The 25,972-nt window shown below is 55.6% G+C and carries 25 protein-coding genes and 3 pseudogenes; 15 read left to right on the top strand and 13 right to left on the bottom strand.

Annotated features, from left to right (window positions below):
* Positions 1 to 553: 553 nt before the first annotated feature.
* A complete protein-coding gene (locus OHL14_RS00250) occupies positions 554 to 1,531 on the bottom strand; it encodes an AraC family transcriptional regulator (protein ID WP_263377297.1) in 978 nt (325 codons plus the stop codon).
* A 121-nt stretch (positions 1,532 to 1,652) separates the two neighbouring features.
* On the opposite strand from OHL14_RS00250, the gene OHL14_RS00245 reads away from it, so the two are divergent.
* Entirely contained in the window at positions 1,653 to 2,384 is a 732-nt protein-coding gene (locus tag OHL14_RS00245) for an SDR family NAD(P)-dependent oxidoreductase (protein WP_263377296.1), read from the top strand.
* 73 nt (positions 2,385 to 2,457) lie between these two features.
* Positions 2,458 to 3,192, top strand: coding sequence for an SDR family NAD(P)-dependent oxidoreductase (locus OHL14_RS00240; protein WP_263377295.1), 735 nt, complete (start codon positions 2,458 to 2,460; stop codon positions 3,190 to 3,192).
* A 121-nt stretch (positions 3,193 to 3,313) separates the two neighbouring features.
* Here the strand turns inward: OHL14_RS00240 and OHL14_RS00235 are convergent, their stop codons facing one another.
* On the bottom strand, positions 3,314 to 4,171 hold the full coding sequence (locus OHL14_RS00235; protein WP_263377294.1) for a vWA domain-containing protein: 858 nt from the start codon (positions 4,169 to 4,171) through the stop codon (positions 3,314 to 3,316).
* A gap of 708 nt (positions 4,172 to 4,879) precedes the next feature.
* A complete protein-coding gene (locus OHL14_RS00230; protein WP_263377293.1) occupies positions 4,880 to 5,473 on the bottom strand; it encodes a TetR/AcrR family transcriptional regulator in 594 nt (197 codons plus the stop codon).
* Between the two features lie 105 nt (positions 5,474 to 5,578).
* Here OHL14_RS00230 and OHL14_RS00225 point away from each other — a divergent pair, with 105 nt between their 5' ends.
* Positions 5,579 to 5,959 (top strand): DUF4267 domain-containing protein, encoded by a 381-nt coding sequence (locus tag OHL14_RS00225; protein WP_263377292.1) that lies wholly within the window; start codon positions 5,579 to 5,581, stop codon positions 5,957 to 5,959.
* 218 nt (positions 5,960 to 6,177) lie between these two features.
* Here the strand turns inward: OHL14_RS00225 and OHL14_RS00220 are convergent.
* Positions 6,178 to 6,240: pseudogene (locus OHL14_RS00220) on the bottom strand (hypothetical protein); the annotation flags it as partial.
* Between OHL14_RS00220 and OHL14_RS00215 the strand changes: the two are divergent.
* Complete coding sequence (locus OHL14_RS00215) at positions 6,217 to 6,345, top strand: hypothetical protein (RefSeq protein ID WP_263377291.1); 129 nt, start codon at positions 6,217 to 6,219, stop codon at positions 6,343 to 6,345. The pseudogene OHL14_RS00220 and the gene OHL14_RS00215 sit on opposite strands and share 24 nt — an antisense overlap.
* A gap of 123 nt (positions 6,346 to 6,468) precedes the next feature.
* Positions 6,469 to 6,600: pseudogene (locus tag OHL14_RS00210) on the top strand (transposase); the annotation flags it as partial.
* A gap of 581 nt (positions 6,601 to 7,181) precedes the next feature.
* Here the strand turns inward: OHL14_RS00210 and OHL14_RS00205 are convergent.
* From OHL14_RS00205 to OHL14_RS00180, 6 genes are all read right to left on the bottom strand, one after another.
* Positions 7,182 to 7,658: an RES family NAD+ phosphorylase gene (locus OHL14_RS00205; RefSeq protein ID WP_263377290.1), complete on the bottom strand. Its 477-nt coding sequence runs from the start codon at positions 7,656 to 7,658 to the stop codon at positions 7,182 to 7,184.
* The gene (parS, locus tag OHL14_RS00200) at positions 7,658 to 8,017 is read right to left on the bottom strand and encodes a type II RES/Xre toxin-antitoxin system antitoxin (protein ID WP_263377289.1); all 360 of its coding nucleotides are present in this window, start codon (positions 8,015 to 8,017) and stop codon (positions 7,658 to 7,660) included. The genes OHL14_RS00205 and parS overlap by 1 nt, the downstream gene beginning before the upstream one ends.
* A gap of 578 nt (positions 8,018 to 8,595) precedes the next feature.
* Positions 8,596 to 8,838, bottom strand: coding sequence for a hypothetical protein (locus OHL14_RS00195; protein ID WP_263377287.1), 243 nt, complete (start codon positions 8,836 to 8,838; stop codon positions 8,596 to 8,598).
* A 297-nt stretch (positions 8,839 to 9,135) separates the two neighbouring features.
* The gene (locus OHL14_RS00190) at positions 9,136 to 9,531 is read right to left on the bottom strand and encodes an OsmC family protein (protein ID WP_263377286.1); all 396 of its coding nucleotides are present in this window, start codon (positions 9,529 to 9,531) and stop codon (positions 9,136 to 9,138) included.
* Positions 9,532 to 9,749: 218 nt separating this feature from the next.
* Positions 9,750 to 10,619, bottom strand: a complete 870-nt coding sequence (locus OHL14_RS00185) for an isocitrate lyase/PEP mutase family protein (protein ID WP_263377285.1) — start codon at positions 10,617 to 10,619, stop codon at positions 9,750 to 9,752.
* A 40-nt stretch (positions 10,620 to 10,659) separates the two neighbouring features.
* Complete coding sequence (locus OHL14_RS00180) at positions 10,660 to 11,211, bottom strand: PaaI family thioesterase (protein ID WP_263377284.1); 552 nt, start codon at positions 11,209 to 11,211, stop codon at positions 10,660 to 10,662.
* 46 nt (positions 11,212 to 11,257) lie between these two features.
* Here OHL14_RS00180 and OHL14_RS00175 point away from each other — a divergent pair, with 46 nt between their 5' ends.
* Positions 11,258 to 12,595, top strand: a complete 1,338-nt coding sequence (locus OHL14_RS00175; RefSeq protein ID WP_263377283.1) for an aminotransferase-like domain-containing protein — start codon at positions 11,258 to 11,260, stop codon at positions 12,593 to 12,595.
* A gap of 525 nt (positions 12,596 to 13,120) precedes the next feature.
* Here the strand turns inward: OHL14_RS00175 and aceE are convergent.
* Positions 13,121 to 15,826, bottom strand: a complete 2,706-nt coding sequence (gene aceE / locus OHL14_RS00170) for a pyruvate dehydrogenase (acetyl-transferring), homodimeric type (RefSeq protein ID WP_263377282.1) — start codon at positions 15,824 to 15,826, stop codon at positions 13,121 to 13,123.
* A gap of 106 nt (positions 15,827 to 15,932) precedes the next feature.
* On the opposite strand from aceE, the gene OHL14_RS00165 reads away from it, so the two are divergent.
* Both OHL14_RS00165 and OHL14_RS00160 read left to right on the top strand, forming a co-directional pair.
* Positions 15,933 to 16,487, top strand: a complete 555-nt coding sequence (locus OHL14_RS00165; protein ID WP_089839366.1) for a helix-turn-helix domain-containing protein — start codon at positions 15,933 to 15,935, stop codon at positions 16,485 to 16,487.
* Positions 16,488 to 16,882: 395 nt separating this feature from the next.
* Complete coding sequence (locus tag OHL14_RS00160; RefSeq protein ID WP_317890384.1) at positions 16,883 to 17,395, top strand: VOC family protein; 513 nt, start codon at positions 16,883 to 16,885, stop codon at positions 17,393 to 17,395.
* 162 nt (positions 17,396 to 17,557) lie between these two features.
* On the opposite strand, the pseudogene OHL14_RS00155 reads toward OHL14_RS00160, so the two are convergent.
* Positions 17,558 to 18,337: pseudogene (locus OHL14_RS00155) on the bottom strand (IS3 family transposase); the annotation flags it as partial.
* Between OHL14_RS00155 and OHL14_RS00150 the strand changes: the two are divergent.
* From OHL14_RS00150 to OHL14_RS00140, 3 genes are all read left to right on the top strand, one after another.
* The gene (locus OHL14_RS00150; protein ID WP_317890383.1) at positions 18,258 to 18,983 is read left to right on the top strand and encodes an amidase family protein; all 726 of its coding nucleotides are present in this window, start codon (positions 18,258 to 18,260) and stop codon (positions 18,981 to 18,983) included. The pseudogene OHL14_RS00155 and the gene OHL14_RS00150 overlap by 80 nt on opposite strands.
* A gap of 175 nt (positions 18,984 to 19,158) precedes the next feature.
* The gene (gene ftrA, locus OHL14_RS00145; RefSeq protein ID WP_263377279.1) at positions 19,159 to 20,160 is read left to right on the top strand and encodes a transcriptional regulator FtrA; all 1,002 of its coding nucleotides are present in this window, start codon (positions 19,159 to 19,161) and stop codon (positions 20,158 to 20,160) included.
* A gap of 260 nt (positions 20,161 to 20,420) precedes the next feature.
* Positions 20,421 to 21,263 (top strand): NAD-dependent epimerase/dehydratase family protein, encoded by an 843-nt coding sequence (locus tag OHL14_RS00140; protein WP_263377278.1) that lies wholly within the window; start codon positions 20,421 to 20,423, stop codon positions 21,261 to 21,263.
* Between the two features lie 47 nt (positions 21,264 to 21,310).
* Here OHL14_RS00140 and OHL14_RS00135 read toward each other — a convergent pair whose 3' ends face one another.
* Positions 21,311 to 21,799, bottom strand: a complete 489-nt coding sequence (locus OHL14_RS00135) for an acetyltransferase (RefSeq protein WP_263377277.1) — start codon at positions 21,797 to 21,799, stop codon at positions 21,311 to 21,313.
* A 182-nt stretch (positions 21,800 to 21,981) separates the two neighbouring features.
* Between OHL14_RS00135 and OHL14_RS00130 the strand changes: the two genes are divergently transcribed.
* From OHL14_RS00130 to OHL14_RS00115, 4 genes are all read left to right on the top strand, one after another.
* Positions 21,982 to 23,031 carry a ketopantoate reductase family protein gene (locus OHL14_RS00130; protein WP_263377276.1) on the top strand — a complete coding sequence of 350 codons (1,050 nt, stop codon included), beginning with the start codon at positions 21,982 to 21,984 and terminating at the stop codon, positions 23,029 to 23,031.
* A 146-nt stretch (positions 23,032 to 23,177) separates the two neighbouring features.
* Positions 23,178 to 24,548, top strand: a complete 1,371-nt coding sequence (locus tag OHL14_RS00125; protein ID WP_263377275.1) for a pyridoxal phosphate-dependent decarboxylase family protein — start codon at positions 23,178 to 23,180, stop codon at positions 24,546 to 24,548.
* Between the two features lie 55 nt (positions 24,549 to 24,603).
* A complete protein-coding gene (locus tag OHL14_RS00120) occupies positions 24,604 to 24,981 on the top strand; it encodes a cupin domain-containing protein (RefSeq protein ID WP_263377274.1) in 378 nt (125 codons plus the stop codon).
* A gap of 48 nt (positions 24,982 to 25,029) precedes the next feature.
* A complete protein-coding gene (locus OHL14_RS00115; protein ID WP_263377273.1) occupies positions 25,030 to 25,581 on the top strand; it encodes a GNAT family N-acetyltransferase in 552 nt (183 codons plus the stop codon).
* The last annotated feature ends 391 nt before the right edge of the window (positions 25,582 to 25,972 follow it).

Here is a 25,972-nt window from a genome sequence, read left to right as displayed (position 1 = left end):
GGGGTGTGGGGAGGCGGGAATCGCTACGCTCATCCCGCCTCCCCACACCCCTAATGGCGGTTATCTGAACACAGAGATAGCTGCGCTACACTAACACGCAAGATGGTTCAAAAGCTCGGGCAGGCCACTAACGAAGGTAGCGACACGTCCCTGAAGAATAACAACCTCTCCGCTCCCACGATAGCGCAGCGCAATCTAACTTTGTGCAACCTGATTTGCGTTACGCAATCTGCACATAATGCCGGGAGCAGACACATCGAAACGAAGCAGCTATCACCTACAGTCGCGACATAACGAAAAGCTAACGTATCACCTTGTGACACCCGACTTGGGTCCTATATATTTTCGAGAAACGCAGAACTCCGCAAGTAGCTGTACGCGCCATTCAAGCGTCTGCCCATAGCTCCTACTTACACATATCCTGAGCTCGCCTCGATTCGCCATTCAGCTATAACATCGGCGCCATGTCTGCGGATACATCTCCAGGCGTAGTCGCTGCAGCGCCGCAAAGAAATTTGCGGACCAGCCTTTCTCGGCGTCGAACGTTCACCGTTCAGATTTGGCGTCGGTTCTGATCGCCGCGCTTGACGTATTCACCCGTGTTGGCGCCGACAACCCGCTTGAAAGCCTTGCTGAACGCCGCGTCGGACTCATAACCGACCGACCGCGCAACGTCGATAAGCTTTCTGTCGCGCTGTTCCAGCAACTGCATCGCCTTCTGCATTCGCCACACCGTTACATACTCCAAAGGTGATTGTCCAAGTAGCTGCTTGAAACGAGCTGCGAATGCAGATCGAGACATACCAGCCTCCTCGGCGAGGGATTCTACCGTCCAGGCTGTATCCAATCTGTCGTGAATGGCACCCAAAGCTTGACCCAGCTGAGGATCGAAAACAGCGCGAAGCCATCCTGGATTGCGTTCTGGCTCCGACGCAATGTACGCCCGAAGAACCTGAATGAATAGAACTTCGGCCAGCCGCGTCGCAACGACACCGGATCCCGGCGCCTGCTCCGCCATCTCCGATGCCAGCGCCTGCATGGTGCTGTGAAGAGCAAGCGTTTGCGCCTGATCAGCCTTGATGAGAATGAAGCGCGGCAATAGCTGAGCGATCGGCTTCAGACCAGCTCTGTCGAAGCTCAAGGACCCGCAGACGATGGTCGTGGGTGCACCACCGCCCCCGCACTGAGCTACATGGCCGTTGGCACCAGCGCCGATCTCGTGGAAGGTCCACTTTGGACGAGTTCGCGGGTTATCGCGAATGACGATCGACGTGCCCGGGGCAAGCAAAAAGCAATCACCGCCGGTAAGGGGAATCGGCTCTGCAATCCCCTCCACACTCAACCAGCAGTTGCCGCGCGAAAGCATGGCAAAGTGCGCTTGGTCTGTGGGTTTCATCTCCTTGTTCGAGAGCGCAACCTCTTCCTCGTTTTGATTTTCCTGCCTGACACCCCAGGGGGCCGTGGCTTCGAGTCTATGCAGACCGAAAGCATTCACGTGCATCGTTCTGAAGATGTCGGTTATCGGATCCAATTTAGCCTCCCTCTTTTGGACGAATAGACAAAATACTAGGACTATTGAGCAGTTTTCATCCACTGCGAAAGCTATCTACTCTCCTGTATCGAATGCTACACACATACCGAAGGGAGTCACAATGGGAAAGCTTGAAGGTAAAGTTGCGGTCATCACGGGCGGATCGAGCGGCCTGGCGCTGGAAACCGCAAAGCGGTTCGTTGCAGAGGGAGCCTATGTTTTCATCACGGGGCGAAGGCAGGAAGCGCTGGATGAGGCGGTCAAACAGATCGGCCGGAATGTGACCGGCGTGCGCGGCGACGCGTCCAATCTCGACGACCTCGACCGCCTGTTCGATACGGTCAAGGGGGAGAAAGGCAGGATAGACGTCCTGTTCGCGAGCGCTGGCAAGGGTGAGGCCGCCGTACTGGGCGAAATCACCGAAGAGCATTTCGATAAGGAATTTGGCCTGATTGTGCGCGGGACGCTATTTACGGCTCAGAAGGCGTTGCCGCTGATCAACGATGGCGGATCGATCATCATGACCGGGTCGGTTGCTTCGGTGAAGGGTTTCCCCGGTTTCGGCGTCTATGCGGCGAGCAAGGCAGCGCTACGCTCCTTCGCACGCACCTGGCTCAACGAACTGAAGGGCAGGAACATTCGGGTGAACGTTCTGAGTCCAGGCCAGGTCGATACGCCTGACTCCCAGCGACTGGACGAAGCGACGAGAAAGATGTTCGAAGCCTTGGTCCCACGCGGAAAGATGGGTCGTCCTGAAGAGATCGCTGCAGCCGCACTGTTTCTTGCTTCAGACGAAGCAAGCTACGTGAATGGGCTCGATTTCGCGGTTGACGGTGGATTCTCGGCTATCTAGATCGCGGCCGATCTTAAGCGCAAACAAACTCTACTGTGTGCAACGCCACACTTCTATTTGAAAGGGAATCGATATGGGAAAGCTTGAAGGTAAAGTTGCAGTCATCACGGGTGGAACGAGTGGTATGGCGCTCGCGAGCGCGAAGCTCTTCGTGGAAGAAGGTGCCTACGTCTTCGTCACGGGCCGAAAGCAGGAGCAAATCGACGAGGCCGTCAAGCTCATCGGCCGCAATGTGACCGGCGTTCAGGGCGACGCGGCTAATCTTGAAGACCTCGATCGTCTGTTCGAAATCGTGAAGCGGGAGAAGGGCAGGATCGACATCCTCTTCGCGAGTGCCGGCATAGGCGAGGCTCTGCCGCTGGGACAGATCACCGAGCAGCACTTCGATAAGACGTTCAACCTGAACGTGCGCGGCACCCTCTTCACTGTGCAGAAGGCGTTACCACTTTTCAACGAGGGTGGGTCGATCCTAATGACCGGATCCAACGCTGCGGCGAAAGGTTTCCCCGGTTTCGGCGTCTATGCGGCCAGCAAGTTGGCGCTACGATCGTTCGCACGCACCTGGCTCAACGAACTGAAGGAGAGAAAAATTCGCGTAAACCTGTTGGTTCCCGGTGCCATTGCCACTCCGATGCAGGAATCGGTTCTCACCCCTGAAGCGCGGCAGTACTTCGAATCCCTGATCCCGCGCGGAACGATGGGCCAGTCTGAGGAAGTCGCGACGGTCGCGCTCTTTCTTGCCTCGAACGATTCAAGTTTCGTCAACGGGCAGGAGCTGTTCGTCGACGGCGGCATGACGGCGATCTAACCTTATCGGTTTCGGTGAGTGTCATGACCACCATGTACTCGCCGAAACTGATATATCCGGAAACTACGGAAACGGAGGGACTAAAACGAGACCTGGAAATCCACTTTAGATCTCACAGAAATTAATGAGTGGTCAAAACCCGCCGCTTGCCCAGGACCGCTGGAGATGAGTTCGATGGGATAGTGGTAGGGTCAGTTGCACGCGAGGGCTCAGGTATCAAAACGGTCACGCTGGCTGCCGTGGTGAAAGCGTCCGAGGAAGGTATCTTCACTTCGACAGAATGCTTGCCAGGCGTGTTGTCGTCTGGTCTTGGAAATTCCAGAATGTAGCGTCCGCGCACCATCCGGAAGATATTGCGAAGGCTCTCCGGCAGCTGCTTTTCTGGAGTCGCCACCGCAACACCTCCCGTGAGTTCGCACAACTGCAGAAAGGGGTCTTCTCCCTCGAGCGATGCGGAGTAGACACCAGCACCTCCCTCAGGAGGGACCGAGAATCCGCGCGCAAGCTGAAGACGCATCAGTTCGCGCAGCCCGAAGATGGCGATGCTCTTCTGATCTGCATATTCCGCCAATTGATTCCACGTCACCGGACTGGATCTGTCTTCACCGTTGGAGATAATCAGCAGAACTCTTCGGCCCGGAAGAGTAGCCAATGTCTCCAGAGCCTTGGCCGTAAAGTTCCAAAGATGGAGTGAGTTGGCACAGCGATGATTGCTTTCTCCGTGCAAGCCCGACCCTGCCCACCCCTGCTCAAGTGCCTCACTCAAAACATCCGCCGTTGCCGGTAAAGCCAGAGCAGAGCGAATGAGCTTGCAGTCACCCGAGAAAACAGAAACAGTATCTTGCGAAGTCAATATTGAGTGCTGAGCCAACTGCGGTAGCAGCTGTCGCATATGGCGCATGAGCGGATCGTTGCGATCACTTACATCCAGCAGAATCGCCAGCGATATCGGTTCATCTCCCTCGATGTGCATCTTCACCGGGTGGAATGCAGGTCCCGAGTCGAGTCGGATGAAGATCTGATCTTTGCTCAGCAGAGGCAGGGGACGAAACGCGTGGGACAGAATCAGCGTAGGAACCTGCACCAGATTCGCGTAGGCATGCAAGACCAAAGGCTTCGAGCCATCAATCGTTGCCGTCTCCTGTTGCGTGAAACCTCGCATGCATAGGAGCGTTCCGAATATCACCGCGCCCAGCCAGGCACCACGCATGGCAATCAGTATGCCAGAAACGTGCCGCAGCCAGCGATGCGTATCTTGTGCGAAAGATTGCATACACTGCAGCGCTGGGTTCGTCGGAGACTTGACTACTGAAAGAAATGGAGCCGATGAGCGGAGTCGAACCGCTGACCTACTGATTACGAAACGACCAGACCTTGCGTATGTTGTTGTGAAATATGGCACATAGAAGAGTGTTAGACGGTATTTTTGGGCGTTTTGGGAGGCATTTGTACAGCAAATGTACAGCCCGTTGAGGTACTAATTTTCGGATAGTAGGCGCCGCCCTTTGAGCAGGTGGTGAACCTGCTCAGGCAGATAGAAGTGACATTGGCGAACGGGAAGACGACTCGCTGGCGTGCAAGGATCCCGAAGACCGTTGCCAGGTGGAAGAGGCGCGAGTCCACTGCAGATCGCCGGACCGGTCCAAGCGTTCCGAGAAGCACAAGGGATACCCTACAACTTTGAAATTCATTCACGAATACAAGTCAGGAGTTCAATCAGCGCTCGGACGCGCGCTTTCTCGCGGCTGCGCGGAAGCCGTTTCGTTCTGGTGAGTTCAGCCATGCCGTGAAGGCTGGACCAGAACATCTCAGAGAGAACTTCCGCTTTCGAGCCTTCGTCCCTAAACAGCTCCATCAGTTGCGCAAAAGCGAACTGCATCTCCGCAGGAGTTCCTGGGTCTGCGAAGGGTACGTTCAGAATGAGCGAAAACATCACTTCATACAGTGCGGGCGATGACGACGCAAACCCCAGATAGGCTGTCGCGATTGCTTCCGCCATTGCGATGTCTTTTGCACGTTTTCTTGCCTTTTCCAAGGCAACGCCCAACTCGTGGAATCCCTCGACGGCAATTGCGGAGAGGATCCCTTCGCGACTTCCGAAGTGCGCGTACAAGACCGGCTGGCTGTACGAAATTTCATCGGAGAGGCGGCGGACAGTCACACTGGGCCACCCCTCTTGCTCTGCGATCCGGCGGGCGACGCTGAGGATCTGCGCACGCCGTGCCTCCCGGTCCCGCAGCTTTCTTTCCGCTATGCGACTAGAGGAGATTTTCTTTTGCACTTCATAAATATAACACTGCTAGAAAATCTTGCGATTCCTTGCATCCGGCCGTGTCCCGCCCGCATCATTTATAGCGTTGCTAGATTTACTAAAGGAGCTACTACCATGCATACCGCCCTTCCTCTTTCTATAGCCGCCCTCCTCGCCAGCGGCATCATCCTCATCGGCAGTCTCTACATCGCATCGCCCGAAAAGATGACCGGCAACTTTGGTCTCAAGCTGCCCTCCCCGGATACCGACACTCGCGCGTGGCTTCGCCTCAAAGGTATCCGCGACATCGTCTCCGGTTTGGTCGTCCTGATCCTCATGCTCACTACGAACCCGCGGACGGTAGGAATAGCGCTTCTAGTTGAGTCCCTCACCGCGTTCGGTGACATGTCGAACGTGCTGGGTTCGGGCGGTTCCAGGCAGGCAGCCTTCTCCATCCATGGCGTCACCTTTGCGGTGATGATCGTCGTCGGTTTGCTCTTGATCAATGTCTTGTAAGCCAACACCGCGGAGCATCGTTGTCCAAACTGTGTTCGCTCACGATTCAGGGACGTGCCTTTTTTATTCTGGAAGCGCCAGGGTGCCAATAACGCTGAGTACTCCGACCCCAATGGGCGCGTTCGTATTGGGCTGGCCGCCTCCCACATAAACGGAGTACTCCCTGCTGAGATCATTGGCTTGCCGTCTTCCGAAACCATACTCAGGTCTCGGGACCTCAGCTCAAAGTGAACCGTCTTCGATTCTGAGGGCTTGAGATGGATCTGCTGGAACCCACGCAATGCGCGGAGAGGGGCACCTTTGACCTCGGGAAAGGTCAGGTAGAGCTGGGTCACTTCATCGCCTTCGACTTCGCCTTTGTCGGTGACCGTGACATCGACTTCTAGCCGCTGCGATCGCCTCTGGACGTGGCCTCAGATCAACTTCGCCCATACAAGAGTGGCAGTCGGCTCCCCTGTTTCAGGAGGCGTGTATTCCACATGACGGGCCGCAGCCTTAAGGAAGCCGGGATCGTGGAGCAGACGTATTTCCGCTGGCGCAAGGAGTACGGCGGGCTACAGGTGGATCAGGCGAAGCGGCTGAAAGAGCTTGAGCAGGAGAACTCGAAGCTGAAGCGTTTGGTGGCGAACCTGAGCCTGGACAACCTTAGAGCAGGATTTAGAGACGTGGCTTGCAGATGCAATAGCAATGCACGCTGTTTACGGCGAGTGGTTCCAGCTTAAAAAGCGATACGAGGCAGACGAAGCCAAGGCAAGGGCTGAGAATAGGCCCACCCCGGAAGGCAGGAACTACGCTATGACGCGGAAGCCGCCGACCATCAGCAGCAGGCCAAGAAAGGGAAGCAATGGCCCCGACCGAAGGCAAAGCTACCAGCACCGCCCTTACCCAAGGCCATGAATGTCTTGCCAGCACCGCACTCAGCCACGATGCGCGCCGCCCAGGCTTTGTGCAAAAACTTCGCCGTCCCAGTGATTGCGAGCGCCTCAGCCTGGCAGGGCATTGCGTAGAAGGGTCGCAATCGCGGCATTGTGGACATCACGAGGACCCTGCAGTGGAGGATAGGTTTAAAGGATGCGAGCGCCTAACCCACCCGCGTGGGCACGCAAGTAATCGAACGTGGTTTCCATAAGGTCCTCACGGGCTTGGGATCAGATGTGGGGCAATGAGATAGAAGCGGCGCTCCGAAGAGCGCCGCTTCACGAGAAATATGGCAGCTGCAGACTTAGTCTGTCGATTGTCGGCCCTGCGCCAATCGTACGTCGAATCGGTACGCTTGTGGACGCGAAAGGGCGATCTTTGAGAAATCTGGATGTCGTGGATTGATCAAGAAGTTGAACTCTTCCGGCACAAGCACGCTCGGGACGCGAAGAATTGCAGACTTCGCAGAGGCGATCCATCGATCGCCCACTGCTTGCACAGATTCGGGCACGGGATCGGCCTTCCAGTTCCTTGGCAACGTGGAGCGTTCAAGCGCAATCACGAGGGAGTCATCGAAATCAGCTTCGAGGAACACATAGTCTTGCAGCAGGGCCGGCGTGTCCAAATGGACAAGGACCTCAAGAACCGCAAGAGACTGAGATTGCGCGACGTAGACCATTGGAACGCCAGGACTGCTCCAACGGCCTCCGTACAGGCGCGCGCCTTCACCACTGAAAGCGGTCTTAGCTCGCTTCTTTTGAGTGATCCGCCAAGCCTTCATCAGGAAAAGACACCGTGCTCTACACGGCCAATGAGGTTTTCGACTTCGCGAGCGCCTGGCTCCGTCTTTGCGTACCGCAGGGGCGACTCACCTCTGAGCGCCTTCTTTGCCGTGGTGAGCCACTGAACGGCAGCTGAGACATTGCCATCGAAAAGCCCGACCGCTTTCTCAAAGACATTCGAGATCCGCAGGAGCCGTTCGGACTCCTCGGGAGCAAGCCTTCCCGCTGTCCGACGACGCGCCAAGGTCCGGTCTGGGATGCCAAGAATGGACACCACGAGAGCGATCTCTACACCGGAATTAGCTTCGAACTTTTGCAAGGAGTCGAACGGAAATCCGGCTTCAATCTGCTCGATCAAATCTGGAGTTCCCCCTTTGCGTATGCCGAGACTGGCGCCCCGCCCGCTAAACCGGGTGCGCGGAGCTGAAGGAGGCCGCTGAATCAGGCTCGCAGATTTTGTCTTTGCCAAGGTAGCCACAGGAGAAGGTTACTCCTAGCTCTGCCACTATGGCAAGATACATTTGCCATTATGTCTAACCGTCCGTCAATGCGCCCGCGAAGCAGCCGCTCTCAAACACAAAAGCTCTGATAGGCCAAAATGTGGCCAAACGATTGGCCCGTTAGAGGTTGGCAACGACAAAGTTTTCGACCTTAAGCCTTCACCGATCCATTCCCAGGATCGCTTCGGCGGAAATTTTTATCCCCCACTACAGGCCGGTGGCTGCGTATGAGCACCCGATTCGAGACTGCTCGCACGCTACTCAGCGAAATCTCCGCGAGTGAACTTACGCTTTAGTTGGGGCGTTCGGAAAGGCTCGTCTTCAAAACCGGCAGGATAAGGGTGCAGGGAGAAACCAAAGAGGTTTCTCCCTGCCGTTTTAGACAGAGGGTGAATTGCAGGAGAGGTCGCAGGTTCGCACCTCGCCGAATCAGGCGCTAGGCGGCTTTCCCCTTGGAGACAGCCGCCTTTGCCACAGGCTTCTTTTCCTTCTTCGCCTTGGCCTTCGCCGCAAACTCCTGCTTGACCTTGAGAGCGATGGCATCGGTGTCCACCTTGTAGGAAGCAGCCGCCTCCTTTAACACCTGGGAGGGATGATGGCGCGAGGCCAACAACAGGATCGAGCACTCCACGAGCAACCGCCCAAGCGCCCCTTCCCTTTCTTGTGCGGCGGACAACATTGGCGCATCCTAGAGTGCAGTTGTTGCGCCCCATTGGCTTAAAACGTGCCTGACTGGGGCCCGGAGACTTCCAAACTTAAAAGATCGCGCAGAAGTCATGTTCGACCCTGCAGCATTCCTAGCCAGTGCTGGCCTCCATCGGAGAATCATCCAAATAAAGGCAAAAGGGCCTTTTTTCTCTCAGGGAAGCGATGCGGACTCGGTGGTTTACATACAGAAGTGCAGGGCGAAGCGGGAACCGTGGCGATAAAAAGCCTTCGCGGCCCAGCCTATCGTTTTCATGCGGCGGCGCTCACCTCAATCCCAATCGAAAAAGATCGGCGCATCCACCTTCAGCACGCTGTGAACGGGGCAGGCATGGGCGGCTTCTTCCAGCTTGATCCGTTGCCTCTGATCGAGCACTCCCGGAACACGGACCTTTACGGCAATCCTGCTGATGCGGCGAGGCGCATCAGCCATCTCCTTGTCGACGTGCGCGGTGGCGCCGGAAATGTCCACCCCTAACGAGCGTGCCGCGATGCCCATAATGCTCAGGATGCAACTGCCGAGAGAAACTGACAGAAGTTCACTCGGCGAGAAGCTCTCGCCGTTGCCTTGGTTATCCTTCGGTGCGTCGGTCTTAAGGACAGTGCCAGACGCGTGTCTGGCGGTGCAATGCAAAGAACCTTCATAGATCACGGCGATTTCGCTCATAGCACTCCATTGCTCCATGAAACGTCTTTCATGACATTCATCCCTAGAAACGCAGTTCTAGTGAATTAATCACCACTGGATTTGAGTGGCTCGCACGGTCACGCGACAAAACCTGAAAATAGCATCGAAATACCTCATTTCAAATCAGCTGTACACGGCACATACGGATCGAAAACAACACCACCCTAACACCGCTGAGAATATTTGGTTGCGTACTTTTATGGGTCTTCTTTCCCAAAGAAGTCCTTAATCTGTTCGCTCGTCACCGCTCTCATTTGATAAGTTGTGGTGCCGTGGTCGCGAAGCTCTGTCGCGGCTCGGAGAAACTCACCCATTGCGGCCTTCGCTAGAGAACCTCCCACGCTGATTCTCCTCACGCCGAGCGCATCCAGATCCTTCACTGAGAGAGTTGCACCCTCGAGTCCGATCAGCACATTTACTGGCCGGTTTAAGGAGCGCACAACCTCCCCAATTTCCTCAGAGCTGCGCAGGCCGGGCGCATAAAGAACGTCTGCGCCCGCCTCTTGATACGCCTGAAGCCGTCTGATGGTGTCAGCGAGATTGATTCGCCCGACCATGTAGTTTTCAGCGCGGGCCGTGAGCGTGAATGGGAATGATAAGTCTCGCGCGGTCACCGCTGCTGCGTGGATGCGTTCTGCGGCAAAATCGACAGGGTAGATAGGCTCCTCGTCTCGGCCCGTGCTGTCTTCAATTGATCCACCTACAACTCCGGCTGCGGCAGCCAGCACAATGGTTCGGCTTACCGTCTCCGGCGAATCTCCAAATCCGTTTCCTAGATCTGCGGTCACAGGTAGCTGCGTACCCTTGGCGATCTCGGCCAAGTGCTGTAACACGATATTCTGCGGAACAAGGTTGTCCTGCAGACCATGGCTACAGGCCAGTCCCAGACTCGTGGTGGCAAGAGCGTTGAATCCGAGTTTTTCAAGCAGCCGCGCTGTCCCTAGGTCCCACGGATTTGGAACAACGAACGCTTCCTTTCCGGCGTGCAGGCGACGAAATGCTTCAGCCTTAGCGACTTGGGAAACGCTGTTTGACTGTCTCATTGATCGCTCCCTTTCAAGAAACATATCGGGAAGAGCCGAGCACCTCCAAAGGCCGCACCCACCATCATCGCCCCTCGGCACGTTCACCACGCAAGGTCATCACCGCGCTAGAGATGCTGGCCACTACCTTGCCGTCTTCTCGCTCAATTTCGCATAAGTAATGGCTGATAGTCCGTCCTTTGTGCGTAGCTCGCGCGTGAGCGCGCAAGCGAGATTGCCACACGGGTCGGAGGAATGCTGCTTTCAAATCGATGGTAGTGAATGTTTCGCCCGTATCCATCAGGGTGGAATGCGCTGTGCCGATGGCCGCATCCGCCAACTCACACAGAAGCCCCCCATGCACAGTTCCTTGCTGGTTTCCATGAATCGTTGCATCGGCGTCCAGCTCGACTACCGCCATGGCCTCCGCCACTTCGACTATCCGAAACGCTAATAAGCGGGAGATGGCAGTGGGGTAAAGCATGTGGGTGGCATCTTCAGGGGACAATCGTCCGTCCACTTGGCGTGTCAGGTATTCGAGTACAGGTAAATGGTGGTTCGTATCGGTCATAGTGGCGACTGTCCTGCTTTCATCTTGAAAACCGCAGTAAAGCGGTACCGTTTCAAGCGAAATCATATTAGGCTATGCTAGGACAATCCAATTATTGTCCTAGGTACATTCAATGACGGCTTCGCGGGCTTCCTCTCTGGCTAATGCGCTTGCTGAAAGAATTCACAGCGGACAGCTTGCTCCCGGCACACTACTGCCGACGCATCGCAAATTTGCGGCCACTCATAAGATTGCACTGGCTACCGCAAGCCGAGTCTACGCAGAGCTCAAGGTCACGGGATTAATCGTGGGAGAGACAGGTCGCGGCTCATTTGTGCGGGAGCGTCCGCTTCAGAGGGAGTGGGATTCGGGCGATGAGGCCCGGCTCAACCGTCAGGCAGCGGATCTTTCCTTCAACCATCCCAATGTTGAAGGCCAAGCCGAATTGATGAGGTCGACGCTGCGCTCGATGGCATCGTCGGGAGACATTGCATCTTTCATGCATCAACAGCCGTCTGGCGGGCGCAGACATGAACGGGACATCGTCTGTCGCTACCTCGCCGCCCGCAATATCGTCGTCGAGAATGAGCAAGTCTTGCTTGTCAGTGGAGCCCAGCATGGGCTCGATATCGCGGTTCGAGCGAAGCTGCACGCCGGCGATCGTGTGGCAGTAGACGCGTTGACCTATCCAGGCTTCAAGATGATCGCTGCGTCTCACGGGATAGAGTTGATTCCAGTGGCTGCGTGTGACTCTGGCCCAGACCTCGATGTTCTGGAACGTACTTGTCGCGACCGCAAGCTACGTGCCATATACAGTATGCCGACGGTTCAGAATCCATTGGGCTGGGTGCTCGACCACGACCAACGCCACAGTTTGGTCAACATCGCCCGGCGGCACGACTGTCTGCTCCTTGAAGACGCGACATATTCCTTTTTGGCACATAGGGCGCCACCCGCACTCGTCACCATGGCGCCTGAGCGCACCATCTATGTATCCAGTCTCTCCAAGAACGTCGCAACCGGGCTGCGCTTTGGGTTCATGGTGGTGCCCAAGCCATTCATCAGTGCCATAAAGGCTCAAGTGCGGGCCAATTTCTGGAGTATGCCAAGCCTGATAACGTCCATGGCGACACGCTGGATTGCCGATGGAACCGTAGACAGGCTAGAACGACGTGGACGCCGAGAGGCCAAGGTTCGTCAGGCTCTAGCGCGTCAAGCGTTCTGCGGGTTAGATTTGATCGCCAATCCGATCTCGCTTTTTGCATGGCTGAAACTTCCGCCCGAACTTCGCATGGATCGCGTAACCGCTGCCTTAGCTGAGCGGAATATAGCTGTCTCTACGGCACAGGCGTATGCCACTACGAAGCATGTCCCGCATGCATTGCGTGTTGGATTGAGCTCGCTATCCACCGATGCTTTGAAGGAGGCACTACAAAGAGTACGAGAGGTGATCGACGAGTATCCCATCTGACAAGCGAAATTCCAGAAGCCTTGGGACCGCGATCTCAGCCCGCCAGAGGGGTGGCCTTTGACAGCCCCGCACACACTTCACCTGCATGTACTTTCGAACATTCCGGATGGACGACTTCACCACTCGCATCTCAAATTGGCCGGTCGGCACCACGGCTAAGCATCGCCAGCACGTCGCATCCTTCAACACGCCGGGACGCACAAGGTCATTTTGCAGGTCTATGCTTAGGCATGTCTGAAGAATTACGGCTGCTTCATTCTCGCTTTCAGAAGCGTAGCTTCCCCTAACTGAGCCATGTACGCCTCAACATCCTGCTTCGTGAGGCAGCCGGCGTCTCCTGCTTCATCACGTCTGACGCATTGATTCCATACTTGCGCAGCCACTTGCGAACGAGCGGTGATCGCCGCCTATAGCCCCTTTCGCGGTGTGTTGAAGTCTCCGCATTGAACCAAACGCGGGATCGGAATATTTCCATGTATGCTCCTTCTTTGCGATAAACCCACGTCTAGCTATACAAGATCATGCTTACGCGCGAGCAGCATCAGGTTTGTTCGGATCAACACCAAGATCGGCCATGGCATCCGCGACCATATCGAGAGGCACCTTTTGTATTTTGGCGAGAGAACTAATGGCCGCGACGGTAATACTCTCAGCATCCACCTCGAAGTGACGGCGAAGGTTCTCCCGGTTTTCGCTCCGACCGAATCCATCCGTGCCGAGAGCGGTAATGCGACCAGGAAGCCAGGGTGCGAGCCCATCAACGATAATCTTCATGTAGTCGCTGGCCGCCACAATCGGGCCATCATGCCCCTCGAGAACTTGAAGCAGGTACGGCGTTCTCAATGGACCCGCCGGATGCAGGCGATTCCAACGCTCACAAGCAAGCGCGTCGCGGCGAAGTTCACTGTAGCTGGTCGCACTCCATACATCCGCATCGATGCTATATTTCACTTTCAGTATGTGCTGCGCTCTAATGGCTTCATTAAGGATGGGGCCAGAGCCGAACAGGTGAACGATAGCCTCCGCTGTTTCAGCGGATTTGAATCGGTACAAGCCCTTGAGTATGCCCGGCTCGACGCCGTTTGGCATCGGAGGTTGCACATAATTTTCGTTGTAAACCGTGAGGTAATAAAATGAATCTTCCTTCGCCTCATACATGCGGCGAAGGCCATCCTGGATGATGACGGCGATCTCATACGCGTAGGCAGGATCGTAAGCGGCGCAAGTCGGAATGGTGCTGGCAAGGACATGGCTGTGACCGTCCTCATGCTGGAGGCCCTCGCCGAGTAGCGTCGTACGCCCAGCGGTCCCGCCGACCATAAAGCCTTTCCCCCTGGCATCCGCAAATGCCCATGCAAGATCACCCACTCTCTGGAAGCCGAACATCGAGTAATAAACGAAGAATGGAATCATAGGCACGCCGAAGTTGGCGTATGCGGTGCCAGCCGCAGTAAAGGTCGCCATCGAGCCTGCCTCCGTGATGCCTTCTTCGATGAGCTGACCGTCCTGGGATTCCCGATAGTAGAGAAATTGATTGCTGTCCACAGGCGTATAAAGCTGACCGTGGGAAGCGTAGATCCCGATCTGCCGAAACAATGCCTCCATGCCGAAGGTCCGGCCTTCATCGGGAATAATCGGAACGATGTATTTCGCAAGTTCCTTTTGCTTGAGCAATGCATTCAGTACGGCGTTGAAACCGGACGTGGTCGAGGCAGCACGCCCCTTCGTCCCCTCAAGCACGTCTTTAAAGATGTCCAGTGAAGGCGCGGCAAAAGCGAGCTCCTTGTGTGAATTGCGAGACGGCAGATAACCGCCAAGCTCCTCCCGCCGCTGCTTGAGGTACTTGATTTCATCGCTCTCAGGACCCGAATGATGTAGCTCAAGATGGTCGATCTTTTCTTCAGGTACGTCCATTTCAAAGCGTTTGACGATATAAGTAAGTTGCTCATCTTTGAGCTTCTTGGTGTTGTGTGCGAAGTTTCTACCTTCGGCGGCATCGCCCAGGCCATAGCCTTTGATCGTCTTCGCCAGAATGACGGTGGGAGCGCCTTGGTGTTCCGTTGCTCGTTTGTAGGCGTTATAGATTTTCACCGGATCATGCCCGCCCCGGCTGAGGCTCGCTAGATCGTCGTCCGACATGCCCTCGACCGATTTCAGCAGCTCAGGATATTTGCCGAAAAAGTGTTCCCGAAGGTAAGCACCTCCGAGTGCCTTGAACGCCTGATATTCTCCATCGACGCATTCGGACATGCGGCGGAGCAAGAGACCGCTAGTATCGCGTGCCAAGAGGTCATCCCAATTGCTTCCCCAGAGGCACTTGATGACATTCCAACCAGCGCCGAGGAAGTTGGCTTCGAGTTCCTGAATGATTTTGCCGTTCCCACGAACTGGACCGTCAAGGCGCTGGAGGTTGCAGTTGATGACAAAAACCAGATTGTCCAGTCCTTCGCGGGTCGCAACGGTGAGGGCACCACGTGACTCCGGTTCATCCTGCTCTCCATCACCGAGAAACGCCCAGACCTTACGGGTTGAGACGGGCACGATTCCGCGATTCTCCAGGTATTTGATGAATCGAGCCTGATAGATAGCATTGATGGGGCCGAGTCCCATCGAAACAGTAGGAAATTGCCAAAACTCCGGCATAAGCCACGGATGAGGATATGACGAAAGGCCGGGGTGCTCGCGGAGTTCATGCCGAAAGTTGAATAGATGCTGTTGGGTGAGGCGGCCTTCGAGGTAAGCGCGAGCATAGATTCCTGGGGAGGAATGGCCCTGAAAATAAATCAGGTCGCCCGCCTGATCTCCAATGGACCCGCGAAAGAAATGGTTGAATCCAACCTCAAGGAGCGTGGCGAGCGAGGCGAACGAAGACATATGTCCGCCAATGTTCTCGTCGTATTTATTTGCGCGAGCGACCATCGCTAGTGCGTTATATCGAATGAGGCTTTCGATACGCTGTTCAAGTACCCTGTCCCCAGGAAAGGCCACCTCCTGATCAGGAGGGATGGTATTGATATACGGCGTATTGTGTTGGAGCGGTGTGCCTACACCAGCCTGCGCGGCTCGATTCAAGAGCGCCAGCAAGAGCTGCGAGGCTCCTTGGGGGCCGTCTGCATCGATGACTTGATCCAGAGCCTCAAGCCACTCGGCGGTTTGACCGTCATCTGCGCTGAGATACGCAACTTCATTTTTTACGGTTTTCAGATCGGCGGGATAGGCATGGCTGGACATTAGACCTCCTGCAACATCGCCCTCCGTTTGGGAGGCTGCGAAGTTCCAACAATATCGCTTAAGACAACAAGTTGTCCAGTTAGCGTTTTGTTGTCCGAGAGGCAAGATGAGCCATACTGGAATGATGTCGGTGCCAGCTCGTATTCGTGCTCTTCGGAAGAAAAAAGGTTTGACGGTCGAAGCGCTTGCCGCTTCGGTTGGCGTCCATAAAGGACATCTATCCCGTATCGAACGAGGAGAGAAAGCGCCGTCTCTCGCCACGTTGGAGGCCATTGCGCGTTCCCTAAAGGTCGGGATGGCCCAACTCTTTGGAGAGAAAACCAATGAGGATGATGTAATCGTGGTTCGGAAGACCGAACGAGCCGTCAGTGGAGACAGTGAGACCTATCTCATAGAAGCTCTGCTCGCCGGGTCGGCGATGAGACCTCTCGCAGCATATATCGTGTCTCCCGGTCGGGAGTTCTTGGAGCACGATGTGCCAGATCATGTCGGCCAGGAATTTTTGTTCGTGCTCCAGGGAAAGATCGAGGTTGCCGTCGCCGATCAACTACTGGCTTTGGGTGCCGGAGACTGTGCAACCTACGATGCTGGACTTCATCACAAAGTCCGTCGGAGAAGTTCGACGGTCGCGAGGGTTCTTGTTCTTCTAGGAAGGAACTAAATACAGTGTCCCATCAGTTGTGGAGGAAGAATGCTATAGCATGGCATTACTCGTTATTGCAGTGAATACCTTCTCGTCCAGTGGAGAATGGCCGTTTCTTTACGGCTACTGACATTTCGGATGCTGGCAGGCCCTGCCTTTGCTGATGCAATCTTGAGTAGAAGGCTCGGCCAATGCTTGGTCAGGCGCCAGATCGCATACGATGCCCTCAGAACAAGTGCAGTATCAATCCCACTTCCAAACGAGGACATGCTCCGGGCTCATGGCATGCCATACTCTCGCAAGTTCTGCCACCGCGATCGACGCCGCTGGTGTAGTACACGACTTCCAAGTACACGGATGCACCCTCCGGTATCGCTGTAGACTCTCTATCGCTATCTTGGCGAGCGGTTCCGATGACTGCAAGAAAGGAATCAGGAATGAACCGGAGACACTTTCTAAAGACGACGGCGTTGACAAGCGGCACTTCAACCTTCTTGAGCGCGGCAAGCGCGGAAGATTCCGCCCGATCACAGCCTAAACTTCAAATCAGAGTTGCGAGGCCCACAGATAAACTGACAGAGGTGACCAGGTTCTACTGCGATGCGCTAGGACTCCCGGTAATTGGACACTTCGAGAATCACGCTGGTTATACAGGCATCATGTTAGGCATGCCAGATGAACGATTCCATTTGGAGTTCACACATAACGACTCCGGCAGTCCGTGCCCCGCGCCGACGAAGGACAATCTGCTGGTCTTCTACATGCCGAACATACAGGAGTATCTTGATGCGGTTAACCGACTTGAGCGGAACGGGCATACAGCCGTTGAGCCCGAGAATCCTTATTGGAAAGCCCACAGCAAGACATTCGAGGATCCAGATGGCTGGCGCGTCGTACTATATCACGGCGAAGCGTTCGAGCGCTGAACTTTCGCGGGCTTTGAACCGCACGAGTTGATCGCACTCCCCGCTACACGGGGACGCGCACAACACCTCCGATCTTTGGGTGAAAGAGGATGCTCGAGGAAGAGATGTTGGGCGCCATCTTTTGGAGCGGGTCTTGGATCTTCCAGAAAGCCGTGCAGACATCTACGTCATACGCAGCGATAAGGTGCATACACTCTTTGTGCGTTGTGGGTTTGTTGAGGAAGAGAATGGGTGCTCTACCGCAAAACGGGCTGAGTATCCAATTGCCGATCGGCCATCCTCATCCACGAAGAAGCCCTTACATGCCTCTGGTGCTGACGGTCTGTACGCCAGCGACGAGTGTGGCCGGATGGTGTTGTAGTAGCTGCGCCAGCGCTCGGCCAACACGAGCAGCTCCTTCATCGAGTAGAAGATCTCTCAGTTCAGGAACTCGTTTCTCATCTTTGAGTTGAACGATTCGCAGTAAACCGTTCTCCCACGGAGAGCCGGGTTCGATGTAGGCCATCTTCGCGCCCGTATCCGCAAGCCAGTCGCGAAGATCATGCGCAACGAACTCGGGGCCATTGTCGGAGCGGAGATGCTCAGGCACTTCTTTCATCACCATCACGTCGGCCAGCGCAGCGATCACCTTCGCAGAAGACCATCGTCGCTCCACGCGCACCAGCAGTGCTTCACGTGTGTACTCATCGATCAGGTTTGTTACTCGCGCCATCCTCCCGTCATGTGTGCGCACGCTCACGAAGTCATGGCTCCACACATGGTTCGCATGCGTAGGGCGAGCCGAACACACGAGCCGTCGTTGAACCACAGACGACCGCGCGGCCTCTGCTTCTGCGGCACCTTGAGACCTTCAAGTCGCCAGATGCGTTCGACACGATCCTTGCCGACCTTCCAGCCAGCACGGACCAGGAGCGCCGTGATGCGCCGATATCCACACCGGCCAGTTCGAGGGCTGCGAATCGGAATCGACACTTCTTACAACGAAGATCAGGTCGATGCCGAGATCATCCAAGCGCTTCGTGAAGTGAGAAGCGTACTGGAAAGACAGGGTGCGACGATTCGGGATGAAAACGTTCCGGGCTATACGGCCCTGACACAGGGCTGGGGATCGATCGCCGGAGTAGAGGCTGCTATCGTTCATGCGAAGACCTATCCTTCCAGAGCTTCGGAATACGGCCCTGCGGTAAGCGGCGCGGTAGCTGGCCTCATCGAGCATGGCCGTACCGTTACGGCCTCCGACCTGATGCAAGTACATTATGCCCGTCTCGCTTTCGGTGGCGCATTAGCAGCGCTGTTTCATCAAGTTGATCTATTACTGATTCCCGTGCAGCCGCTCGCGAATTTCACGATTGCGAATGAAGCCGAACTCTTCGCACAGCCGGAAGCGCTCAGCGCGTTCCTCCGTTTCACGGCACCCTTCGATATGTCCGGAAGTCCCACAATCACCCTGCCGGGCGGATTCACCCTGGCGGGCCTACCAATTGCCTTTCAATTGGTGAGCCGACATCTGGACGAAGCTCTTCTAGTCCAAGCTGCTCATGACTATCAGCAAGTGACGAATTGGCACCGCAAACATCCGAGGCTTTAGAACCGCATTGAAGCCGCGTTTCGACAGACAATAAGAGTGAATAAGCGATCGCGCTACGAAATGCTGAAGCGTTGTCTGCTCCAAAACAGTTAGAGGTGTGAGGGTTCCCCTCGCTTCGAGACGCCGACCATACCGCTTCTTGCCTTTGGCACGACATACGGCTATCGTCAATATCATGCCACGTCTGATCAATGACAAATCGCCAGCTCGCCCGCATCACGTTGTGGTTCTTGCGTACGACGGACTATGCACGTTCGAATTCGGCATAGCGGTAGAGATGTTTGGATTGTCGCGGCCCGAAGTAGCAAATTGGTATTCGTTCTGTGTGTGCTCTGCTGAGAAGAAGCCGGTTACTGCAGTGGGCGGCATTCGTGTCGAAACAGCCGGAGGGCTCGAACTCCTGGCGAAAGCAGACACCATTGTGATTCCTGGCTGGAAGAAGCCATATCAACCACCTTCTCCATCACTCATCCGGGCTTTGGGAGCTGCGCATGAACGAGGCGCAAGACTTGTATCTATCTGTGTGGGCTCTTTTGTCTTGGGCGCGCTTGGTGTTCTGGATGGCAAGCGCGCAACAACGCACTGGCGCTTCATCGAGGAACTGTCGGCCCGTTTTCCTCGAATTCTGGTCGAGCCCGATGTACTTTACATTGATGAGGGTAAAGTTCTGACGTCGGCCGGCAGCGCTGCTGGAATCGATCTCTGTCTGCACGTGATCCGCAAAGATTTTGGGGCCGTCATCGCGAATCAGGTCGCGCGGCGTGCGGTTGTGCCACCGCATCGCGAGGGTGGACAAGCGCAGTTCATCGATAAACCGGTTGGCGAAGAAGCTCATCCCTGGCTCTCACATCTTCTAGCTTGGGCGCACAAGCATCTTCACACACGGCTCAGCATCAACGGAATGGCAGACGAGCTCCACACCAGCAAGCGCACCCTCTGCCGGCGCTTCACAGAGACGACAGGTATGAGCCCGCTGGAGTGGATCACCAGCCTTCGCGTAAGGCGTGCGAAAGACTTATTGGAAACGACTACCCTGTCGATTGAAGAGGTGGCGGAACAGTGCGGTTTTGGTTCCTCGGCTGTTCTGCGCCATCACTTTCGTGCACGAGTCCAACTGAGCCCAGCCCTCTATCGAGATCGGTTTCATCGGCGCCCCGCCCCCTTCCGCAGCCTATAATCCGCACTTTTGCGCGAGCTTGGGTGTAGCGGCCATGATCTTAGTAGCGTGGGCTGCGCACTTGTCTAAAGTCACGTGTGCGATAGCCGTGGAAATTCGCCTACCGTCGTGAATAGCTGATTCTTTATGACAACTGGCATTCCAGGCACTAGCGTGCCACGCCATTGCCAATGCACTCTGGAGCGATGGTTATTTAATGTTTGATCGGACGTCGGAAGGCAATTGCTGCCCTGAGAGCGTTCCACACGGAGGTTTTTGCTTTGAAGATTTTAGTTGCGGGCGCGAGTGGTGTGATTGGTCGTGTCCTGGTCCCAATGCTTACAACGCGTGGACACGATGTGATCGCTCTCAGCAGACACAATCCATCAGACACGAGGAATCAAGAATCTCGTGTGCGGTACATGATGGCCGATGTCTTCGACCGGAGCAATTTGTTGAGCATCTTCGAAAGGGAGTGTCCGGCGGCCGTCATACACCTTCTCACAGACCTAAAAGAGCAGAATTCGGCGGCTAATGCACGCATCCGCGACATCGGAACACGCAATCTGGTCGATGCAGCAAAAGCTGTCGCGGTGAACAAGATGGTAGCTCAAAGTATCGCCTGGGCGTATGAAGGAGGAGAAGGAGCGGCAACGGAATTAACAGCCCTCGACTACGCTGCGAGTTTACCGCGAAAGACTACGATCGACGGGGTTGTGTCTCTTGAAGGCGCTGTGAAGGAGATGCCGAAGCATACGATCCTTCGCTTAGGCACACTCTATGGACCCGGAACTTGGTATGAGCGGCACGGAGCCGTAGCGCAGACGGTCTATGACGGCAAGATGATAGCTACTGGAGCTATTACCTCCTTCCTGCATGTCGTTGATGCTGCTACCGCATTCGTGCAGGCGCTTGTGTGGCCTGATGGACCGGTAAATATCGTCGATGATGACCCCGCTTCAGCCTTGGTCTGGCTGCCAGAATATGCGCGAGAGCTCGGCGCTCCGGCTCCACTAAGAAACGAAGAGCCTGTGTTAAAGACACGAGCAGTATCCAATCAGAAGGCTCGTGACCTTGGATGGACGCCGGCGCACCCGTCATGGCGAGGCGGATTCCTGTCCTAGGCACCTTACGTCTGAGCGCTCTGCATCATCGACGTGATCGTGGACGCCTAGGCAGGAGGCAAACGCAGGTGAATAAGAGGATAAGGGCGACCCTGGCTATCCATTTCCGAACGTCCAGTCCGCTCGAAACCAAGGTGTTCATAGAAGCCGACAGCCTGAGCATTTTGCTCATTAACGTCGGTAGTAAGGCCTAGTTGAATGCACTGTGCGTGTTCGACCAGCATCCGCCCAACGCCTGATCCATGCTTCGATGGATCGACAAAGGAAGCCTCCACATGTCCACCGTCGAGAAGCATAAAACCTATCGGGAAATCGCTGTTGTCGACGGCAAGCCAAAGTGGAGCCTGTGGCAAGAAGGAAAGAACCTCTGCCTCAATATCACGCCTATCGGAGGGAGACAGAAAGTGATGCGTCGCATCGACTGCCCTACGCCAAAGAAGCAGAACATGCTTTCCGTCTGAGGCGACCGCTTTAAGAATTCGAGCCACAGAAACCAGAGCGCTGATCAAGATTGGTAATGGTGGATCGTAAATCATTACGACGACGATCAACCATTGCGATGGCCCTCTGGCTACCATCGTGAATGGCTGATTCTTTACGATAAGTGGCTTGGCCTGCCCTAGTATCTGACGCCGTTGCCCTGCAATCTAAGAGTGCAATGATTGATCGCTCAGAACGCCTTCAGGCGAGGGACAGTCAGAATTGCAGGAGTGCAGTCATGAAGACTTTGATTGTAGGAGCGGGTGCCCTAGGGGGCCTCATTGCGGCCCGTTTGATGAGCACAGGAATCGCTGTCGCGCTGGCGACCCGAGACTCCGAATCGGCACAGGAGATAAAAAGGTCCGGCCTGAAAGTAACCGGACTGGGAGGCGATATCACCACCGAAGCCTGCGAGGTTTCGGCTCTCGACGAGTATCCATTGTCGCGGAAGTTCGATCTCATTGTTCTGGCAACGAAGGCACAGGCAGCGATTGATGTCGCGCCCATTTTGCTCAAGCTACTCGCTCCCGGAGGGATGCTGCTACCAATACAAAATGGCGGGGTACCTCAGATGCTCGCCAGCCAACTTGGAGAAGAGTTTGTACTTGGTGGCCTATCAAATCTCGGCGCCACGATGGTAAAACCGGGTGTCTATGAACAGCGCAACGCCGGCCACCTCCTCATCGGCGAGCTTCGCGGCGGTGAAAGCAACCGGACGACGCGAGTGCAGCAATGGCTCGGCCAATCCGTGACCGTCAAAACAACCGCCAACCTCCGCGGTGCAGTCTGGTCCAAACTTCTGTTGAATTGTTCGGTGACAACACTCGGGGCTATCGCGGGCCGAACGATGCGAGAGTACATCGGCGTTCCAGAGGGACGGGCACTATTCGATCGAACCTATGACGAAACCCTGGCGATAGCGCTTGCGAGTGGGAATCGTCCTGAGCGTATGCTCGTCGAGCCGATACCACCAGAAAGAGGTGAGGGAGACAAAGGCAACTACGCCTACGAAGCCTGGCTGGAAGAACTTCTGAAGGCGTATGGTGATCTCAAAGCATCCATGCTCCAGGACTTTGAACGTGGGCGTATAACGGAGATCGATTTCATCAACGGGTATGTTGTGACGATTGGGCACCAGTTGAAGATCGCGACCCCAGTCAACGAGGCGATCGTAGACATGGTGCGCGCGATCACGCTTCGTGAGCGAACCCCGGATTTATCTCTTCTTCGCCGGCTTCACCAGTCTTCGGTTGAGGATGAGTTGATCTCGTGCCAGACACACCACTAGCGATAGCTGTGAGGTTGACGCAGTCACGCGACAGCATGACGATTCCTTGTTCCCCATGACTTCAACCATCAGACCAACATGCCGAGGCAATTCTTGATTCAGCGGATCGTTCCATCGCAGGACAACCCCAATATCCCGGAGCAACGATGACTGAACTCGAGTTGCTCGCCGATGCAAATGAGCGAGCGCAGAACTATATAGCGGCTGTTGGTAAACGCCGGGTCTTTCCCGATCTCAACTCGCTCGCAAACCTGGTCGCGTTTGATGAGCCTTGGTCCGAGCGTGGCTTCAAGGGCGCTGACGTCCTTCGTCTGCTCGATGAAAAGGGGTCTCCCGCGACGGTTGCGTCCAATGACCCGCGCTATTTCGGCTTTGTCATCGGCGCTGCCCTCCCCGTTGCTGCGGCAGCCGAGCGGTTGATGCTTGCCTGGGACCAGTGCGCTTCGTCGTTCGATAACTCGCCCGTCGCCGCTACGATCGAACGGATCACAGGGGGATGGATTCTCCAGGCCTTGAACCTTCCCCGTGATAGCGCGGTTGGCTTCGGCACCAGTGCCACGGCGTGCACGATTGCCTGCATCGCAGCTGCACGCCGCGCAATCCTGGCGCGGCGTGGTTGGAACTTCGATGAAGATGGTCTGATCGATGCCCCGGAAGTACGTGTCGTGATCTCGGAGTCCGCTCACATCACGGTGAAGAAGGCTCTTCGGATTCTCGGCTTTGGAGTGAAGAGAGTTCTGGTTGCCCCAACGGATGCTCAGGGACGAATTGATCCACTTCGCCTTCCGCCACTCGAAGACAGGACGATCCTTTGCCTGCAGGCGGGCGAAGTAAACACGGGCGAATTTGATCCATTTGTGGACCTGATTGGAAGAGCGAAGTTAGCGGGCGCCTGGGTTCACGTCGATGGAGCGTTCGGCTTGTGGGCGCGTGCTTCGTCCAGGGCACATCTCACCGAGGGAGTCGATGGTGCAGATAGCTGGACGACGGATGGACACAAATGGCTGAACACACCGTATGACGGAGCCTTGGCCATCTGTCGAGACGCACATGCGTTGGCAACCGCGATGAACAGCGATGCCGTATATTCCTTTACCGCGCAAGACGCGCAGAAAAATCTGACGCTCGAATTCTCACGGCGAGCGAGGGGTATACCAATCTGGGCGGCGCTACGGGCTCTTGGTCGGCAGGGCTTAGCGGAGATGGTGGATCGCCATTGTGACTTGGCGAATCACATCGCAGACGGCCTGCGCGCAGCTGGGTATGAGGTGCTGAATCGAGTCGTGCTCAACCAGGTGCTAGTTCGCGCGTCCACCGATGAGGAGACCATCGCCATTCGAGAGAGAGCGCAAGCCTCCGGTGAGACATGGTTCGGACCTACCGTCTGGCAAGGGAGGCCGGCGTTCCGTCTCAGCGTTTCTTCCTGGCGCACTGGGGAAGAACATGCAGACATGCTCGTGAAACTGCTTGCTTCATTTCTTAGAGAAGGAGATTCAACTAATGCTGAATCGGCGTAAATTTCTGCAGACGGGTGCAATTCTTGGCGCCGCGGCAATGGTACCCAGGACTTCCATGAGTGAAGGTCTGTCGAAGCCCACACAGATCACGAGCCTCGATCAAGCTGAGCACTACAAATGGGGAGGGCACGATGGAACCGATTGCGACGGCTGGTATTTGGTGAAGACGCCAGAGCTACTCATCATCGAGGAACTGATGCCTCCAGGAACGAGTGAAACTCCGCACCTTCATAGCAAAGCGCGGCAGTTCTTTTTCGTCCTGGAAGGAGAACTTACTCTCGAGATAGAACATCACCATTTTGTTCTGCGTCCCGGCCAGGGTATAGAGGTGTCTCCGGGAAGCGTACATCAGACCTTCAACATGAGTAGCACAGCCACTCGCATGATTGTGACCAGTCAACCGCCGAGCCATGGCGATCGGACCGAAGCTTAGAAGGGCACCATCAGCGCCACCGCGTAGATCTCTTGGGAGGAGTGTTCCGTGAAAGATGATACCGTCGAGACCCATCTATTTCCGGAGATGGTGACAGCAAAACTGCGATTACGATCCGTCTCTCTCTCCGACGCCAAAAACCTCAGTGTCTTAATGACGAGTGGCATCAGTCGCTGGCTTGCTTCATGGGATGACCCGTTGGGTGTAGAGGCCGCCACAAAGCGGATCGAAGAACTTCAGGATCGCGCGATGCTCAAAGAAGCCCTATCCTACATGATCGTCGACAGGCGTACCGAGCAAGCCATCGGATGGATCAGCGTGCAGCGCAGCACCTCGTCCCCACGTCGAGGGGAGCTCAGCTACTGGATTGGCGAGGAACATCAGGGCAAAGGGTACGCGCAAGAGGCAGTCTCCGCAATGCTACCCACAGCCGCGGAGCAACTGAATCTAGATTTGATCGAGGCGGGTGCACAACTTGAAAACACGAGTTCTCTTGCCGTCATGGTCCGATGCGGCATGGTCCCTGGCACAGAGAGGCTTGTCTACGCTCCGACGCGGGCTCGCAGCGAACTTTGTCGATTCTATGAGTGGATGCCCTGAGCTAGCGCCGAGGACGGTTTCCATAAGGCGACGTTCTCTTGAGATTCGTTTAGGTTTCTCGGATAGCGATGCGCCCAGAGCGGACCCTTTTACAAATTGGAATTTACCGTAAAGCGCGCCATAGAGGTTACGGCCCGCTCTCCATTCACTACTCTGAGAAGGACTATGTCCCTGTGGAAACCGATTATGACACCTAGAAATGCACCTGCATACGAGCAAGAATTCGCAATGGAAGCCAGACGCCAGATCCACTTGGACGGGTGGGAATGGCCTGCCCGAGCTTTTGAACCATCTTGCGTGTTAGTGTAGCGCAGCTATCTCTGTGTTCAGATAACCGCCATTAGGGGTGTGGGGAGGCGGGATGAGCGTAGCGATTCCCGCCTCCCCACAC

The sequence above is a fragment of the Granulicella paludicola genome, from assembly GCF_025685545.1.
Classification (GTDB): domain Bacteria; phylum Acidobacteriota; class Terriglobia; order Terriglobales; family Acidobacteriaceae; genus Granulicella; species Granulicella paludicola.
This window is presented reverse-complemented; position numbering and strand designations above follow the sequence as displayed.

Bases quoted from the DNA above. Each gene is read 5' to 3' on its own strand.
- OHL14_RS00165 (WP_089839366.1), top strand. From the start codon at position 15,933: ATGAGCCATACTGGAATGATGTCGGTGCCAGCTCGTATTCGTGCTCTT.
- aceE (WP_263377282.1), bottom strand. From the start codon at position 15,826: ATGTCCAGCCATGCCTATCCCGCCGATCTGAAAACCGTAAAAAATGAA.
- OHL14_RS00240 (WP_263377295.1), top strand. From the start codon at position 2,458: ATGGGAAAGCTTGAAGGTAAAGTTGCAGTCATCACGGGTGGAACGAGT.
- OHL14_RS00190 (WP_263377286.1), bottom strand. From the start codon at position 9,531: ATGAGCGAAATCGCCGTGATCTATGAAGGTTCTTTGCATTGCACCGCC.
- OHL14_RS00180 (WP_263377284.1), bottom strand. From the start codon at position 11,211: ATGATTTCGCTTGAAACGGTACCGCTTTACTGCGGTTTTCAAGATGAA.
- OHL14_RS00195 (WP_263377287.1), bottom strand. From the start codon at position 8,838: ATGTTGTCCGCCGCACAAGAAAGGGAAGGGGCGCTTGGGCGGTTGCTC.
- OHL14_RS00130 (WP_263377276.1), top strand. From the start codon at position 21,982: ATGAAGACTTTGATTGTAGGAGCGGGTGCCCTAGGGGGCCTCATTGCG.
- OHL14_RS00205 (WP_263377290.1), bottom strand. From the start codon at position 7,658: ATGAAGGCTTGGCGGATCACTCAAAAGAAGCGAGCTAAGACCGCTTTC.
- OHL14_RS00125 (WP_263377275.1), top strand. From the start codon at position 23,178: ATGACTGAACTCGAGTTGCTCGCCGATGCAAATGAGCGAGCGCAGAAC.
- OHL14_RS00160 (WP_317890384.1), top strand. From the start codon at position 16,883: ATGACTGCAAGAAAGGAATCAGGAATGAACCGGAGACACTTTCTAAAG.
- OHL14_RS00135 (WP_263377277.1), bottom strand. From the start codon at position 21,799: ATGATTTACGATCCACCATTACCAATCTTGATCAGCGCTCTGGTTTCT.
- OHL14_RS00225 (WP_263377292.1), top strand. From the start codon at position 5,579: ATGCATACCGCCCTTCCTCTTTCTATAGCCGCCCTCCTCGCCAGCGGC.
- OHL14_RS00175 (WP_263377283.1), top strand. From the start codon at position 11,258: ATGACGGCTTCGCGGGCTTCCTCTCTGGCTAATGCGCTTGCTGAAAGA.
- OHL14_RS00120 (WP_263377274.1), top strand. From the start codon at position 24,604: ATGAGTGAAGGTCTGTCGAAGCCCACACAGATCACGAGCCTCGATCAA.
- OHL14_RS00150 (WP_317890383.1), top strand. From the start codon at position 18,258: ATGCGTTCGACACGATCCTTGCCGACCTTCCAGCCAGCACGGACCAGG.
- ftrA (WP_263377279.1), top strand. From the start codon at position 19,159: ATGCCACGTCTGATCAATGACAAATCGCCAGCTCGCCCGCATCACGTT.
- OHL14_RS00245 (WP_263377296.1), top strand. From the start codon at position 1,653: ATGGGAAAGCTTGAAGGTAAAGTTGCGGTCATCACGGGCGGATCGAGC.
- OHL14_RS00185 (WP_263377285.1), bottom strand. From the start codon at position 10,619: ATGTTTCTTGAAAGGGAGCGATCAATGAGACAGTCAAACAGCGTTTCC.
- OHL14_RS00215 (WP_263377291.1), top strand. From the start codon at position 6,217: ATGGATCTGCTGGAACCCACGCAATGCGCGGAGAGGGGCACCTTTGAC.